Source organism: Streptacidiphilus cavernicola, from assembly GCF_042510955.1.
Taxonomy (GTDB): Bacteria; Actinomycetota; Actinomycetes; order Streptomycetales; family Streptomycetaceae; genus Streptacidiphilus; species Streptacidiphilus cavernicola.
This window is the reverse complement of sequence record NZ_JBHFAB010000037.1, coordinates 1-16,648: the sequence shown is the minus strand read 5'-3', so window position 1 is coordinate 16,648 and position 16,648 is coordinate 1. Positions and strand designations below refer to the sequence as shown.

The window sequence follows — 16,648 nt, the reverse complement described above, 5'->3', positions numbered from 1 at the left end:
GACGGCACGGTGGGGTGGGGCGCGCTCGGGGCGCCGTGTAGGCGCGGGACGGGCGTGGATGGCCGCAGTGGCCGCCTTGGCGGTGCTGCTGACGGGCTCTCCGGCGACGGCCGCGTCCCTGCAGCGCGCCGACGCCACGTCAGGGGGCAACGCCGCCCCGAAGGCGAAGCCGGCGCCGTCGGTCAAGGGCGTGACCGCTGTCCCCTTCCACTTCACCCACCCCCAGAACCAGGCGAACCGGGCCTATCGGCCCACCTCGACCGCGTTCCCGCAGGCCGCCTCCGCGGTGCTCGCGGTGCAGGGCGCGAAGAGGACCGCTCAGGCGTCATCCGCGGCCGGGATCCCGGTCACGGTCCGTGCGCTTGCACCCAAGCACGGGGCCTACGGCGGGCCCGGCGCGGTCCACGTCGCCGTGACGTCCCGGACCGCCGCCACACGGGCCGGCGTCGACGGGGTCCTGTTCACCCTCACCCCCAGTGGGGCGGGCCACGGCTCGGCACAGGTGTCGCTGGACTACGCCGCGTTCGCGCAGGCCAACGGCGGCGGCTTCGGCGGCCGGCTGCACCTGGTGCAGTTGCCCCCCTGTGCGCTGACGACACCTCAGCTGGCCTCCTGCCGCACCCAGACGGCACTGAACACGGCCACCAATGACGCCGCTGCCAAGACGCTGTCCGCGACCGTCCCCCTGGCCGCATCCCCCGCCCCTACCGGTCCCAGCCCGTCGACGGGGATGACCCAGTCGTCCTATGCCCGTCCGGCCGCAGCGTGGCAGACGGCGTCGCCCTCCAGCTCCAGCGGCACGCAGATGGTGCTGGCGGCGGTGTCGGGCTCCTCGGGCGGGGACCAGGGCGGCGCGTCGGGCAGCTACTCGGCCACCTCGCTGAGCCCGTCCGGGGCGTGGTCGGAGGGCGGCTCGGACGGGTCGTTCACCTACAGTTACCCGATCACGGTGCCGCCCGCGCCCTCGACGCTCGCGCCGACGGTCGGCCTGGACTACAACTCGGGCGCGGTGGACGGGCAGACCTCCGCCACCCAGGCGCAGGCGTCGTGGGCCGGTGAGGGCTGGAGCACACCGCAGTCCTTCGTCGAGCAGTCCTTCACCTCCTGCGCCGACAGCCCCGAGGGCTCGGCAGCGCCGACCTCGACGGCAGACGAGTGCTACGACGGACCGATCCTGACGCTGTCGCTCAGCGGCTCGTCCACCTCGCTGGTGTACGACGCCGTCAAGAAGGTCTACAAGCCGCTCGACGACAACGGTGAGGTCGTCACCCACGTCACCGACTCCGGCAACGGGTCAGGGACCTACAACACCGACTACTGGACCGTCACCACCCGCGACGGCACGGTCTACTCGTTCGGCCGCAACGAACTGCCCGGCTGGACGTCGGGCAAGGCGACCACCCACTCCGTGGACTCCGAGCCGGTGTACGCGGCACACACGGGCGACCCGTGCTACAACGCCACGTTCTCCTCCTCGCACTGCACGATGGCCTACCGGTGGAACCTGGACTACGTCACGGACGTCCACGGCAACGCGCTCGCCTACTACTACAAGCAGGACACCAACAACTACGGCGCGTTCACCGGAACAACCCCGGTCACCTACGTGCGCGACTCGCACCTGGACCACATCGACTACGGCTTCACCGACGGCAACGCCTACGGCACCGTCGCGGACAAGGTGCTGTTCGCCACCGGCGACCGCTGCCTGGCCGACACCGCCAGCTGCGACCCGCTGAACTCAAGCACCAACGCCAACTGGCCCGACGTGCCGTTCGACCTGGTGTGCACCTCCACCACCTCCTGCAGCCAGCACAGCCCCTCGTTCTTCTCCACCGTCCGGCTCACCTCCATCACCACCCAGCAGTACGCACCCGCTACCTCCACCTACCAGCCCGTCGACTCCTGGGCACTGACCCAGACCCTGCCGGTCTCCGGCGACGGAAACGCCACCCTGTGGCTGTCCTCGATCCAGCGCACCGGCTCGGACGCCCTGGGCAAGGGCTCGCCGTCCTCAGTCACGCTGCCGCCGGTCACATTCACCGGAACGGACCTGGCCAACCGGGTGGACACCACCCATGACGGGCTGCCGCCGCTCTACCACTTCCGGATCGGCTCCATCACCTCGGAGACCGGGTCGACCACCACCGTCACCTACGAACTGACCAGCCCCTGCACCGCCCCGGTGAAGGTCACCGCATCGGCCAACACCACCTCGTGCTACCCGGTCTCCTGGACCCCGCAGGGCTACAGCGCCCCGATCACCGACTGGTTCAACAAATGGGCGCTGGCCCAGGTCACCCAGAACGACCCGACCGGCGGCGCCCCGCAGACGTTCACCGCCTACACGTACACCGGCGCAGCATGGCACTACGACGACGACGAGGTCGTCAAGGCCATGTACCGCACCTACGGGCAGTGGCGCGGCTACCACGACGTCAAGACGTTCACCGGGGACGGGGTCAACGACAAGCAGACCCTGAACGAGGCGCTCTACTACCAGGGCATGTCCAAGGACAACAGCACCGCCACGGTGAACGTCACCGACTCCCAGGGCGGCGTGCACGAGGACATCGACCAGCTCGCGGGCAAGCCGTTCGAGGAGACGACCTTCCAGGGCAGCGGCGGCGGCGTCGACCACTCCACCATCACCTCCTACTGGGTCTCCCCGGCGACCGCGACCCGCGCCCGGACCGGGCTGCCGGACCTGACCGCGAACATCACCGCCCCCCTGGAGACCTGGACCCGGCAGGCTCTCACCGACACCGGCACCACCACCTGGCGCAACACCGAGACCGACACCAGCTACGACACCACCGCCTCGGACGACACCTACGGCCTGGAAACCGCCAGCTACACCCACACGGTGCCGGCGAACACGGCCTACGACCGGTGCACCACCAGCACGTACGCGAAGGCGAACACGGCGGCGAACCTGGTCGGCCTCGCTTCCGGCAGCGAGACCGACACGGTCGCCTGCGCCGGGTTCACCGAGGGCAGCCCCGCCAGCGTGCCGGCCACCGCCGCGGTGAACAACCTGACCGCACCGACCACGGTGACCCGCCCCAACCAGGTGGTCTCCGCCACCCGCATCCTCTACGACGACCCCACCCACGCGGCAGCCTGGCCGCAGCCGGCCCTGACGTTCCCGCAGACCTCCGCACCCACCACCGGTGATGCCTCCATCCAGCAGACCGCGACCGGCTACACCGGTGGCGCGTTCACCTGGCAGACCACCAAGGCCGTCGTCTACGACAGCCTGGGGCGCCCCAGCGACATCTACACCCCCAGCCCGGGCGACAACAGCGCCACCCCGACCGGCGCCAAGACCCACACCGCCTACACCACCGACAGCGCCGGAAACGTCACCGGCACCACCGTCACCAACCCGCTGGGCCAGACCTCCTCCGCCACGCAGGATCCGGCCCGCGGCACCACGCTCACCGCCACGGACCTGAACCAGGTGGTGACCACCTCGCAGTACGACGGCCTGGGCCGGGTCACCAGCGTGTGGCTGGCCAACCGCTACACCCCCACCAGCCCGCCCGCGGCCAACGACACCTACACCTACACCCTCTCCAACAGCGGCATCACCGCGGTGACGACGAACAAGCTCAACGACGAGCTGAACTGGCAGACCTCCACCGTGCTGTACGACGCGCTGATGCGGGTGCGGCAGACCCAGTCGCCGACCCCGCAGGGCGGCCGGATGGTCACCGACACCTTCTACGACTCCCGCGGCTGGAAGTCCGTCACCTACAACGGCTGGTGGGACAAGGCGACCGCCCCCAACACCACCCTGGTGTCCGCAGCCGACCTGCACGACAACGTCCCCAACCAGGACTACTACACCTACGACGGCCTGGGCCGGGTCGTGGTCGACCAGTCCGAGAACGACGGCGCCGAGATCTCCCGCACCACCACCGTCTACAACGGCGACCGCACCACCGTCATCCCGCCCACCGGCGCCACCGTCAAGGCCACCGTCACCGACCCCCTGGGACGCACCACCGAACTGGACGACTACACCACCGCCCCCACCCTGCACACCCCCGCCGACACCTTCACCGGCATCTTCACCACCACCGGCGGCACCACCCAGGCCACCACCTACGGCTACGACACCCACGGCAACCAGAACACCGTCACCGCCGCAGGCTCCACCTGGAGCTCCACCTACAACCTGCTGGGCCAGGTCACCGACAAGACCGACCCCGACGCCGGCCACTCCACCACGGTCTACAACCAAGCCGGGCAGCTGGTCCAGACCACCGACTCACGCGGCAAGACCACCAGCGACACCTACGACGCACTGGGCCGCGAGACCGCCGCATACGACGCCCCGCTCACCGGCCAGAGCGGCAGCAACGAACTCGCGTCCTGGGTGTACGACAACAGCAACAACCACACCGGCATGGCCAACGCACTGGGCCACCTCACCACCCAGACCGCCTACCAGGGAGGCACCAGCGGAACCGCGGTCACCACCCAGGAGAAGAGCTTCAACGTCTACGGCTCCTCCCTCGGCGAGACCGTCACGATCCCGTCCACCACCGCCACCTCAACCCTGGCCGGCACCTACACCTACACCCACACCTACACCTCCAACACCGGCCTGCCGTTCCGCGACACCTACTCCAGCGCCGGCGGACTGCCCGCACAAACGGTGGGACACAGCTACACCACCGCCCTGGACCTGCCCAACAACCTCAGCGGCTACTCCCAGCTGACCAACTACGACGCCTGGGACCGCGTCCAGCAGGAAACCATCGGCACCGGCACCAACCTCGCCTACCTGACCAACACCTACGACCCGCACACCGGCCAACTCACCGACCAGAGCACCACCCGCTACACCAGCCCCACCGCCGTCGACGACCAGGCCTACACCTACGACCCGGCCGGGAACATCACCCGCCAGGTCACCACCCACCTCGGCGCCAGCGGCACCGAGACCCAGTGCTACCAGTACGACACCCTCGACCGCCTCACCCAGGCCTGGACCGCCACCGACTCCTGCACCGCCGCCCCCACCACCAGCAGCCGCGGCCAGGTCGGCGACCAACTCTCCGGCGGCACCGCCTACTGGACCTCCTGGTCCTTCGACGCCCTGGGCCAGCGCACCAGCCAGACCGACTACTCCACCACCGGCGGCGCCGACACCACCACCACCGACCAGTACAACCAGAACGGCAAAAACCAGCCCCACACCCTCACCTCCACCACCGGCGCCACCACAGGCGGCACCAGCTACGCCTACGACACCGCCGGCAACATGACCACCCGCACCACCCCCGCCACCGGCACCCAGAGCCTGACCTGGAACGACGCGGGACAACTCACCGACGTCACCGGCGGCACACCCGGCGACAGCCACTACCTCTACGACGCCGACGGCACCCTGCTCCTGCAGCGCGACCCCGGCACCACCACCCTCTACCTCCCCGGCGAGCAACTCGCCCTCAACACCGCCACCGGCACCATCACCGGCACCCGCTACGTCCCGCTGCCGGGCGGTGGCACCGCCGTCAGCACCGCCACCATCACCAGCAGCGGCACCACCGCACCCGTCACCACCTTCGAGATCAGCGACCTGCACGGCACCAACGCGCTGATGCTCGACAGCACGGCCCAAACCCCCACCTGGCGCCAGTTCACCCCCTACGGCGGCACCCGCGGCCAAGCCGTCAACTGGGACGACAACCACGGCTTCCTCAACAAGCCCACCGACGCCAGCACCGGCCTGACCATCGTCGGCGCCCGCCAGTACGACCCCACCCTGGGCCGTTTCATCAGCCTGGACCCCCTCTTCGAAGCCACCAGCAGCCAGCAGCTCAACGGCTACACCTACGCCGCCGACAACCCCGTCAGCCAGAGCGACCCCTCCGGTCAGGCGGTCTACGACGACACCACCGGACGCGGCTACGGCAACGGCGCACAGGTCGACGCCTACCAGCAGCACCACAAGCGCGAAGTCCTCCAAGACCTCGTCAACCAGGCCGTGGCACTGGTGCACCAGACGTTCACCGACGCCTGGCTCCACAAGTACAGTCCGAAAACCGACAACGCGAACACCTACGCGATGTGGCTGGGCCACTACGCCTGGGCCGCCGGAGGCAACCTGTCCGGAGACTTCTGGACCGGAGCAACCGTCGGCGAAGACGGACAGACACAGGCGATCTGCTTCGGCCGCACCGCATGCGGCAAAGCTTTCAGCTACCTCACCCAGACCGGCGACGTCCAAGGCGCCAAGCAGATCGCCGCGTTCTACTGCGTATGGAACGACTGCGGCCACCAGAGCGAGGACTACAGCTCAGCCAAGAAACTCTGGGCCAGCATGCTGAACAACTTCATGCTCGGCGACGCACCCGGAGTCGACCCGGGGGCAGAGGAACCGGGATCAGGTGCCACTGGCGGCTGCTTCAGCTTCGACCCGAAGACCCCAGTACTACTCGCCAGCGGCAAGACACGGCCCATTGGCAAGCTGAAGGTGGGCGACAAGGTTGAATCAGCCGACCCCGCCACCGGCAAGGACGAGGGCGGCCGCACCGTCCAAAACATCTGGGTCAACCACGACACCGATCTCCTCGACGTCACCGTCGCCACTGGCCAAGGTCACACCGCAGTCCTCCACACCACCGCCAACCACCCCTTCTGGGACGACACCACCCGCACCTGGGTCCGCGCCGACCACCTCAAAACCGGCCACCAACTCGCCAGCACCAACGGCCAACACCCCACCGTCATCAACACCAAGACCACCCCGGGCACAGCCAACCGCTGGAACCTGACCGTCCAGCAACTCCACACGTACTATGTACTCGCCGGGACCACGCCGATCCTGGTTCATAATTGCGGAACTGGACCGGATGGCCTTATCGACCTAGAGGCTGCATCTAAGTCTGGAGCTGCTCCGGGTAAGGGTGGATACTCTCCTGCCGGTCGCGCACTGCAAAAGCATGCGGATCGCCCGGGAACCGGCGGGAACTGGCCGAGGCCGACCGGCAGGGAGAACCCTACGGGTTGGAATGAAGCTGGCCAGAATATGCTTGACGATATACTCACCAGCCCTGATTCGGTTGCGCATCTTGGGTATGGGCGCGTCGGCGGAACTTGGCAGGATACGCTCGACGTTCGTCTCCCCAGTGGGCTGGGGGCACGGTTTGACCTCGGTGGAAACTTCTCGGGGTTCCTAGACTAAGAGGAGGTTCCTTTGTGAGGTACGAAGTATTCCGGGATCGCCGCATTCAGGTTATCGACATTGATGACACAAATGGGGAGCATGTGATCGAATTTGTCGATCCGGCTATCGATGAAAGTGGAACTATTCTTGCTGTATATAGTTCCGGAGATGGTTGGTCGGATGCGCAGGTGAGCATCAGTCCGAAGGTTGAGAGTGTGTCTGCCGAATTCGTTGAATGGGCACTATCGGTCGCTCGAAGGAAGATGTAGAACGCATGGGGAAGGCCCCATTGGAATTGCTCCCAATGGGGCCTCGCCAGCGGCTTGACGGCAGTAGTTGACGGCAACGTCAGCGGACGGGTGCTGCACGAACGGGTGGTTCGTCGCCGTCGTCGGGCCGGGTGGTGGGCTGGGCGGGGTTGCGGAGGGCGTTGCCGAGGAGGTCTATGGCGTGGCGTTGGAGGCGGAGTCGGACGTGGGCGTACACCGTGGCGGTCACGCCGATGTGGGCATGGCCCAACAGTTCCTTGATGACGACGAGTTCGACACCCTGCTCCAGGAGGAGGGTCGCCGCCGAGTGCCTGAGATCGTGAAACCGGATGCGGCGGAGTGTGGCTCGGCGGAGCAGGGTGTTGAAGTGCCGGGTGAGGGTGGCGCCCTCGATCGGGTTGCCGTCGGGCCGGGTGAAGACGTAGCTGACGATCGCGATGTAGTGGGCCCGGCGACCGAGGCACCCGGCGGCGGGCATGCCGAGCTTGCCGAGGACACCGTCACTGCCCTGGAGCTGATCACCGCCGCCCGCGACCCGGCGGCGCCGAACTCGACGCCACCGACGCACTGTGCGCGGCCGTCGCGCTACGACTCGGCATTCTGCTGCTGGCGACAAGCTGAACCGCCCCGCGGGCAGGACCTTGGCCCGTGCGTCCGGGGCCGCTACGAGCGCGGTGACTCCGCCAGATCGGGGAAGTCCGGCGACAGGGTGCGCCCGGCCCGGCTCTGCAGCGTCACCCGGTCGCCCTCCAGCACGAACAGGCACCCGCGAAGCGCGTCCAGTTTCGGCTGGAAGATCCACTCGGGGCCGCTCGGCAGCGTCGGGACGCACGACCTCGACCGGCGGCCGCAGCATCACCGCGCTCCGCTGATCCATGAGCCCAGCCTCGCCCGCCCGCAGCCGGGCCCGCAGGCCCGGGGCTACGCCCAGGTGTCGGCGTCCCCGCCGGCGGGCTCGAACACACCAGCAGGGTCCCGTCCTTGCGCCGGGTGTGCGTCTCGATCAGCCCGAGCAGCTCATCGGCCCACGCCGCGGTCTGCTCCGCACTGCCCGGCGCCAGCAGCACGGTCACCGGGTCTTTGCGCCCGGAGCACCGCAGCTCCAGCAGTCCCGGGACCTGCTCACGGAAGGTCTGGCGCCGACACCCCAACACCGGGCAGGCCAACCGCCTCACCCTCAGCCGGACCACCCGGCGGCCGTCCATCGGCACATCCGCCACCGTCCGCCAGTGATATCCGTGCACCTTCGCAGTCGGGGTCCCGCACAGCGGGCACGGAACCGGGACATCCCGAGTCCTGGCACTCACCCGGACTTCCTCGCCTCCGTCGGACGCCTCCTCGACGACCAGCGCCGAAAGCCCGGAAAACAACACATCTATAAGAAAGTTGGGTTCATTCACACCCCATGATGACAGTCAAGTACCCAGCGTCACCACCGACTACGGAACAGAGGGGGCTGTCACGAAGTCCGTGTGTTTGGCCTGATGTGAACCGTTTGGCATGGATGTGGGTCCATGCCGGGAAGGATCACGATGGGCATCACGGACGGGGTCGGTCCTCGCGGGACGGGTACGAGCTGCGAACGGGAGCGGAGTTGGCGCAGGCCGCTGTGGAGAATAACCGGGGACTGGCCGAGGAACTCGTCGAGCGGGCCCGCCGGGACGGGCTGCAGTTGGTCGGGGAGAACGGGTTGCTGGCCGGGCTGGTGAAGCTGGTCCTGGAGGGCGCCCTGGAGGCCGAGATGGCCGAGCACCTCGGGTACGAGAAGGGCGAGCCGGCTGCTGCGGGGCCGGTCAACCACCGCAACGGGGTCGGGCGTAAGACGGTCCTGTCGCAGGTCGGGCCGGTGACGATCGACGTGCCCAGGGACCGGGCCGGGACCTTCGAGCCGCAGATCGTGCCCAAGCACGCCCGCCGCGTCGACGGGTTCTCCGAGACGATCGTGTCCCTGTACGCGAAGGGCCTGACCACCGGGGAGATCCAGGCCCACCTGGCGGAGGTCTACGACGTGGACGTTTCCCGGGACCTGGTCTCCCGGGCCACCTCGCAGGTCGCGCAGGAGATGGCCGCCTGGCGGACCCGGCCGCTTGACCGTGTCTACGCGGTCCTGCTGATCGACTGCATCTACATCAAGATCCGTGACGGCGCTGTGGCGAACAAGCCCGTGTACATCGCGGTGGGCATCAACCTGGACGGCGACCGCGACGTGCTGGGCATGTGGGTCGGCACCGGCGGCGAGGGCGCCAAGCAGTGGATGACCTGGCTGACCGAGCTGCGCAACCGTGGTGTCGCCGACGTCCTGATCGCCTGCTGCGACGGCTTGAAGGGCTTGCCGGACTCGGTCCAGCAGGTCTGGCCGCAGGCCGAGGTCCAGCTCTGCGTCGTCCACCTCGTTCGAACGAGCTTGCGATACGCGGCCAAGCAGCACTGGGCGGTCATCGCCCGCGACCTGCGGGAGGTCTACACGGCCAAGACCGCGGACGAGGCCGAGCAGCGGTTCACCCGCTTCGAAGACGACTGGGGCGAGCGCTACCCGGCCGTGGTCGACACCTGGCGCCGCAACTGGGAGCACGTCATCGTCTTCATGCGGTTCCCCGCCCCGATCCGCCGCGTCGTCTACACCACGAACATGATCGAGTCGTTGAACTCCCGCTTCCGGCAGGCCACCCGCCGCCGCGGGCACTTCCCCGACGACGACGCCGCGTTGAAGGTCCTCTATCTGGTGATCCGCAACCCGATCAAGAACCGGGCCAACGTCACCGGCCGCACCCCGGCCTGGAAACAGGCCATCAACAGCCTCGCCGGCTACTACGGCGACCGCGTCACCCAGAACTAACCAACAACCACCCGCATCAGCCCAAACCCACGATCTATCGGACAGTCCCGCCCACTGACCTGGGGAACGTGGCAGATGTGGCTCGCAACGCTCGCCCGGCCCGCGCGCTGAGCTGAGTGCCTGTCTTCAAGCCCTCCGTGAGCGCGAGGCTCAGGATTATCCCGAGAAAGGTCCCACCGTGAGCCAGCCTCCGCGTTTGCCCGACCCGGTCAGCTGTGCGGGAGCACTGTTCTATGCAGTGACCGGCGCTCTGGTCGCCACCGGCGTCCTCGCCCTGCTGCAGCACATTCACCTGGTCTGGCGCCGGTGGCCGGGCTCCGGGCAGTGCGTGGGCTCCCCGCAGGCGGCCGCTTGCGGGCCCTGGAGTTTGGCGAGTTCCCCGGCGCTGATGAGGACGGCGGTGGCGCCGTGGCGGTCGGTGATGGTGGTGCGCTCACCGGTGGTGTGGGTCCAGCGGACCAGGGGGCCAAGGTTGGCGCGGGCCCAGGTCAGCGGGACGGTGCCGCCGGGCTGCGGGACGGTGCATCTCATGCGGACTCCCGGCTGTCGGCGGTCGCGGCGGTGCACCGGCACGGCCCCGCGGCGGCGCCTGGGCGCGGGGTGGCAGGACGTGCCCGGCGTTCTCGGCGCATGCGCGCCGGTGGGACGGTGCCGGCGGGCGAGGTCATCTGGTGCAGCGCTGTCAGGCGGGCGCCGTCGGGCAGGGCGCGCAGTTGGCGGTGGGTCAGCAGGCGCACGGTGGCTTTGGACAGGGCGCGGCGCTCGCGGCGGCCCAGCGCGGCCAGGGCGTGGGCGGCCGCGGGGTCGGCGATCCGCACCGTCAGCGCACCGGTCGGGGACACGCCGGCGCAGGGCGCCTCGCGTCGCAGCCAGCGCTCGTAGGCCAGTGCGTCGACCAGACGGTCGCGGTCGTGGTTCAGGCGCAGGGCGCGCAGGAGCCCCGCGGGCAGGTGCGTGGTCCCGCGGGCATCGGCCCGCAGCAGGCAGCACAGGGCCAGGAGCGCGGCCCCTGGTGGGACCCGGCCGCCCAGGGCCGCCGCCAGGTACTGCAGCAGCGCCGGCAGCGCGGCCTGCACGCGGGCCGGCGCCGGCGCGGCCTGCCGCCCGGTGGCACCGGCCGGTTCCAGGCAGCCGGGGAGAGCGGGCGCGGGACCGGTGGTTGCGGAGGGGTCGGGGTCGGGGACGGGGGCGGCGTGAGGGATGAGGTGGGCGCAGCCGGTACAGGTGTCGGCGAGGTGCCAACTGCGGCCGCGGTGTTCGCGGAAGACGGTGAGCTGGATGGGGCCGGTGCAGCCGCGGTGGCGCGGGTGCCAGGTGCAGCCGTGGGCGTGGCAGCGGCAGGTGCGCAGGTGGCTGTCGAGGGGCTCGAACTGAGCGTGCGCGGCCAGGTGGGCCAGGGCGACCTGCTGGGCCGGCTGCCCGGCGGCACCGGTGGGAGCAGGTCCCGGGCAGCCGGGGGCGGTACAGGCCAGGCGGCGTGCCTGGGGGTCGATGGTCACCTGCCAGGCCCGTCGGGCGGCGGAGCGCATGGCCTGCGGATATGCCCGTTCCACCATCGGTGTCCTTCCAATCGGCAGTCGCGGTGCCCCCGGGACCGGTCGCCGGGGCGCGGCGGGGAGCGGCGCACACCCTAGTGCAGATATCTGCACTTCCCGCCGGGACCGCAGCCGGGCAAGTAGGGCAGGATCCTGCACTGACAGGGCAGGGTTCTGCACCGTGCCATGGTCGAGTGACGATCTTGCCGCCGGACCCGAACTTCAAAGCCCTGCCCCTGGAAGTGGGACGGCTGCGGGCCCGGCACGGCTGGAGCTACGACCAGCTCGCCGAGCGCACCGGCCTGTCCCGCCGCACCCTGATCGACATCGAGCAGGGCCGCTCCACCGGGTCCCTGGCCACCTGGCACGCCCTGGCCCACGCCTTCGACGTGCCCATCGCCACCCTCATCGACACCCTGTGCCAAGGCCACGAACCGCCCGCCGCCGCCCGCTGACCCCCGCGGCCCAGCGGCGAGGCGCCGACCGGAGATCACCCTAACGAGCCTGCGGCATCGAACCCACGGCCGAAATACCGTCAGCGCATTCGACCGATGCGGCCATGCGGGCGACACCGCCGCCCCGCCGCGCCCGCCACCGGTCCCCACTGCTGGCACAGTGCCGCGCCATGCGCTCCTGCCCCCCTGACGAGCCCGGCGGCACCCGCTGGGACGGCTCCCGCCCCGGCGGCCGGCCCTTCCGGCGCGCCCTGCGGCTGCACCCCGACGCCCCCACCCGGCTGCTGCGCGCAGCCCAGCTCAAACCCTGCACCGACTGCGGCAACACCCTGGAGTGGTACTACCGCGACAACGGCCGCCCCCTCCCGCTGCACCCGCGCGAACTGCCCCTGGCCGCCGTACCCGAGGAGCACCGCTGGCACGTCTTCGAGGGCGTCGCCCACCACGGCCCGGACGGCACCGCCTGGTGCCGCGTGCCCCACCGCGCGCTGTGCCCCGCGATCGAGGGGCCGGCCCCCGCCCAGGGCCCGCTCGTGGGGCTGCGCCGCCAACTGGCGGTCAACACCCGCCGCCTGCAGGACAGCGGCCGCTTCACTCCGCCGGGAGCACCGGCCTCGCCGCCCGGCTCCGGACCCGCCCTGAGCCGCCCCGAGGCCAGGCGCGACGTGGTGTACCTGTTCCACTCCCTGTACCTGGCCCCAGGGGCGGCGGAGGCCACACCATGCGTGGCGCTGACGGTCCGCCGCACCCGCTGCTCCAACGCGCTGGCCCACCGGGCCCGGGACGTGGGCTGGTGGACCGTCGTGCCCGTCCCGCCGGGCTGCCGCCCAGGCCGGCAGCGGGAGCTGACGGACCATCTGACCGGCACCTCCATGGCCGTGTACGACCTGACCGCGCTGCCCTATCCCAGCCAGTTGCGCTGGCGCGCCCAGCACTGCACCTTCCACGCCGACTCCCGGGCCGCGGACATCGCGGTGACCGCCTGGGAGCCCTTCGACCCGTTCGCCCACCACCGGCACGTCACGCCCGTGGTCCCTGTACGCGAGCCCCCGCAGGAGAACTGAGGTGCCAGCCGCGGGGGAGCGGCGCGCCCGTGGGCGCCGGCGGCCCGGGCCCCAGTGAAGCCGGGCATCGGCACCCGGCGGATGGCGCGGACCAGCACGGCTGCGGCCACTGCACGAGCCGCTACGCGCAGCGTGAGCAGCCCCCCCCGAGGGCCGACGGATCGTCCTGCAGGCGAGACCGCGCCTGCGCACCAAACTGGTCGACCTGCAACCCGCCACCGCATGGTCACGCAGGCCGAGGACCTGGAAGACGCAGGGGGCTGGACTGGAGCGACAGTCGTGCGACACAGATCGACCTCGACACCTTCCCTCATACCATCCGTGCTCCCACCGCCACGAGCTCGGCCGATAGGTCCCGTAGTAGATGTAAGGAGCCCTACCACCTCACCGTGCTGTGCACCTCCTCCTCCGTGATCCGTTCCGCACGCGGACCGGTTTGCGGCAATATGGTCCACGACCACCGCGACGGACCGGGGAACACCGTGATCGAACTTGAGCCCCGCCCCGCATCCCGCCGCCCTCCTCGCCCGCACCAGCACCGGGACGCCGACAAGCTCACCGCCCTGCTGCGCCGTCCCGGTTCGCGGGCGTTGTATGCGGCTGCGTGCGGTACCGGGAAGACCCATACCTCGATCCTTGTCGTGGAGCGGCTGGGGGTGCGCAGGACCGCGGTGGTGGTGCCGACGCTGGACCTGCTGATCCAGACGATGAAGTCTTGGCGCCAAGACGGCCGAACGGAGCCGATGCTGGCGGTCTGCTCGGCCGACCTGGCGGCCTATCCGGAGTTGGTTGCCACCGGTGTACGCGTCACCAGCGACCCGGGCGTCCTGGCCGAGATCATGATCGCCGAGACCGAGCTCACCGTCTTCATCACCTACCAGTCCCTGGACAAGATCCGGCAGGCCCAGACCTCCTACGAACAGGTCCCCGCCTTCGACCTGGTCATCGCGGACGAGGCCCACCGGGTGTCCGGGCACGCGGACAAGACCTGGGCCCAGGTCCACAGCAACCGCCGCATCCGCGCGCACCGCAGGCTGTACCTGTCCGCCACGCCCCGCGATTGGGAAGCCCCGGCCCTGACCGAGGACCCGGACGGCCCCGCACCACGCCGCCGCACCCGCTCCCCGGGCTCCAACCAACTCGCGAAGCCCTTGTCGATGAGCGACCCGTCCGTATTCGGACCCGCCGTCACCTACGAGCTGGCCCAGGCCATCAAGGACGGCGTCGTCGCCGACTACCGCGTCGTGGTCTCGACCCTGACCGACGCACTGCTCCGCGCGGCCCTCAACCACCCCGTCCGCAGGGAAGCCCGCAGGACCACCGCCCTACACCTGACAATCGCGATGGCCATGCGACGCTTCGGGCTGCGCCGGATCGTGGTCTTCTTCAACACCGTCGCCGACGCCGAGCGCTTCACGGCAGAGTTCCCGCAGACCCTGCGCAGCCTCCCGTCCGAGTACCGGCCCGAGACGACCCCCGTCACCTTGTGCATCCACGGCGACAACACCCCCGAGGAACGCCGCGACATCCTGGCCGACTACGCCAGCGCCCCCCGTGCGATCCTGGCCAACGCCAAGCTGATCGGCGAGGGCATCAACATCAACGACATCGACGCGGTGGCGTTCGCCGACCCCACCAGCAGCGTGGTGCGCGGCCAGCAGGCCCTGGGCCGCGCGGTACGACTGAACCCCGAGAACCCGCACAAGCTCGCCTACCTGCTGATCCCCGTCTACGTACCCCCCGAAGCCCACCCCCACGACATCCTAGGCACCGCCTACGACCCGGTCTGGCTCATGGCCCAAGCCCTCGCCCAGGACGACATCCACATCAAGGACCGCCTGCCCAACAGAAGCAAACGCCTGGCCACCGAGACCCGCGGGGACCTGGTCCGCCGCTGGCACTGGGACTTCGACCTCGACCCCGAACACATCGCCCGCGCCATGGACGTCACCAGCTTCCACCCCGGCGGCATCGCCCGACAACTGCGCCGCCGCGCCCTGGCCTGCGCCCAGCGCTTCCACGACGCCCACGGCCACCTGAACCTGCCGCCCGACTACGAGGACGAGTTCGGGTTCCGGCTTTTCACCTACCTCGACACCCAGCGCACCGCCTACCGGCGCGGCCAACTCGACCCTGACTGGATCGCCGAGCTCGAAGCCTTGGGCATGGTCTGGAACATCAACGAGGCGATCCTCGCTGGCCATCTCGCCCAGATCCAGGACTACTACGACATCCACGGCCACACCGCTATCAAGGCCGGCGAACCCGGTGGCGACTTCCTCAAAGAGCACCGCAGCCTCGACGCCCACGGAACCCTTCCTCGGGAACGAGCTGCTGACCTCGATCGCATCGACCCAGATTGGCGCCTGCCCCACGGCCCCGACTGGACCCGCAAGTACCACCTCATCCGCACCTACCTCCACTCCGCCGGCGACCCCCAACTTCTCCTCACCGGCCCTCTGGATCTTGACGGAGTCAACGCCACCGGCTGGCTGCAACGCCAGCACACTCTGTGGGACCAACTGACCGCAGCCCAGCGCGACCTGCTGGCCCAGGTCCGACTCAGCCCGCAGGACGGTCCCGTCCGCAGCCCCAAGGCCCCGCGCCGCACCTTCGAGCAGAGCATCGAGATCCTGCGCCTGTTCACCGAGGCCAACCGGCGTTTCCCCAGCAAGCGTGACCCCGTCACCGTCAACGGCGAGAGCGTTCAGATCGGCGCCTGGTTCTGCAAGATGAAGGTGAAGGACCGCAGCGAGATCCCGCTCACCCCGCAACAGCGCCAGTTGATGGAGGATCACTTCGGACCCGGATGGCACGACGAACACGCCACCCCCGCCCCGCGATCACAGCAAGAAAGGGGCACACTGAAAATCCAGGGATCCGACGATTTTCAAGAAGGACCCACCCAGTAGCGAACCGTTCTCGCTGACGCTAGTGTCCGAGCCAAGACGAGCAAACTGATTGTGAGTCAGGTCTCCCATTGCTCCGCACCGGGCAGTGCCCGCCATGGGATGCGCCTCATTCGGAGCCGTCACCCTCGTTCGACTCCCAGGGATCGAAGAGGACCCCTCGATGCCCGCCGCCCCCATGCCCAGTTGCAGACTCTCGGAGCGAAGCGGAGAGAGTCATAGGCCTAGCTGATCCGCAACGCGGATCAATCTTTGGAGCGAAGCGGAAGGCTCCGGAGCGAAGCGACGGCGGGTCACTTCTTCGCGAGGTGCGAAGCACCTTCGCTCGAACGCCGGAGCGAAGCGACGGCGATTCGGCTAGAACGTCGCGCAGCGACGTTCTTACCCGCTCCGCGGG

At 69.5% G+C, this 16,648-nt stretch carries 8 protein-coding genes and 2 pseudogenes; 6 read left to right on the top strand and 4 right to left on the bottom strand.

The genetic code is table 11. The features are described 5' to 3' along the window. The first annotated feature begins 58 nt into the window (after positions 1 to 58). Entirely contained in the window at positions 59 to 7,201 is a 7,143-nt protein-coding gene (locus ACEZDE_RS32235) for a polymorphic toxin-type HINT domain-containing protein (protein WP_380544176.1), read from the top strand. Positions 7,202 to 7,215: 14 nt separating this feature from the next. Continuing rightward, a complete protein-coding gene (locus tag ACEZDE_RS32230; RefSeq protein ID WP_380544172.1) occupies positions 7,216 to 7,452 on the top strand; it encodes a hypothetical protein in 237 nt (78 codons plus the stop codon). A gap of 79 nt (positions 7,453 to 7,531) precedes the next feature. On the opposite strand, the pseudogene ACEZDE_RS32225 reads toward ACEZDE_RS32230, so the two are convergent. Together ACEZDE_RS32225 and ACEZDE_RS32220 are read right to left on the bottom strand one after the other, a co-directional pair. Continuing rightward, positions 7,532 to 7,873: pseudogene (locus tag ACEZDE_RS32225) on the bottom strand (tyrosine-type recombinase/integrase); the annotation flags it as partial. A gap of 679 nt (positions 7,874 to 8,552) precedes the next feature. Further along, positions 8,553 to 8,852, bottom strand: a pseudogene (locus tag ACEZDE_RS32220) (transposase family protein); the annotation flags it as partial. A gap of 176 nt (positions 8,853 to 9,028) precedes the next feature. Here ACEZDE_RS32220 and ACEZDE_RS32215 point away from each other — a divergent pair. Next, a complete protein-coding gene (locus tag ACEZDE_RS32215; protein ID WP_380544262.1) occupies positions 9,029 to 10,288 on the top strand; it encodes an IS256 family transposase in 1,260 nt (419 codons plus the stop codon). Positions 10,289 to 10,576: 288 nt separating this feature from the next. On the opposite strand, the gene ACEZDE_RS32210 is transcribed toward ACEZDE_RS32215, so the two are convergent. Together ACEZDE_RS32210 and ACEZDE_RS32205 are read right to left on the bottom strand one after the other, a co-directional pair. Next, positions 10,577 to 10,819 carry a type II toxin-antitoxin system Phd/YefM family antitoxin gene (locus tag ACEZDE_RS32210; RefSeq protein WP_380544169.1) on the bottom strand — a complete coding sequence of 81 codons (243 nt, stop codon included), beginning with the start codon at positions 10,817 to 10,819 and terminating at the stop codon, positions 10,577 to 10,579. After that, on the bottom strand, positions 10,816 to 11,844 hold the full coding sequence (locus tag ACEZDE_RS32205; protein WP_380544166.1) for a hypothetical protein: 1,029 nt from the start codon (positions 11,842 to 11,844) through the stop codon (positions 10,816 to 10,818). Before ACEZDE_RS32205 ends, ACEZDE_RS32210 begins: the two co-directional genes overlap by 4 nt. 173 nt (positions 11,845 to 12,017) lie before the next feature. Here ACEZDE_RS32205 and ACEZDE_RS32200 point away from each other — a divergent pair, with 173 nt between their 5' ends. From ACEZDE_RS32200 to ACEZDE_RS32190, 3 genes are all read left to right on the top strand, one after another. Next, positions 12,018 to 12,278 carry a helix-turn-helix transcriptional regulator gene (locus ACEZDE_RS32200; protein ID WP_380544164.1) on the top strand — a complete coding sequence of 87 codons (261 nt, stop codon included), beginning with the start codon at positions 12,018 to 12,020 and terminating at the stop codon, positions 12,276 to 12,278. 170 nt (positions 12,279 to 12,448) lie between these two features. Further along, positions 12,449 to 13,342 carry a DUF6083 domain-containing protein gene (locus ACEZDE_RS32195; protein WP_380544162.1) on the top strand — a complete coding sequence of 298 codons (894 nt, stop codon included), beginning with the start codon at positions 12,449 to 12,451 and terminating at the stop codon, positions 13,340 to 13,342. 482 nt (positions 13,343 to 13,824) lie between these two features. Then, positions 13,825 to 16,254 carry a DEAD/DEAH box helicase gene (locus ACEZDE_RS32190; protein WP_380544159.1) on the top strand — a complete coding sequence of 810 codons (2,430 nt, stop codon included), beginning with the start codon at positions 13,825 to 13,827 and terminating at the stop codon, positions 16,252 to 16,254. Positions 16,255 to 16,648: the final 394 nt, after the last annotated feature.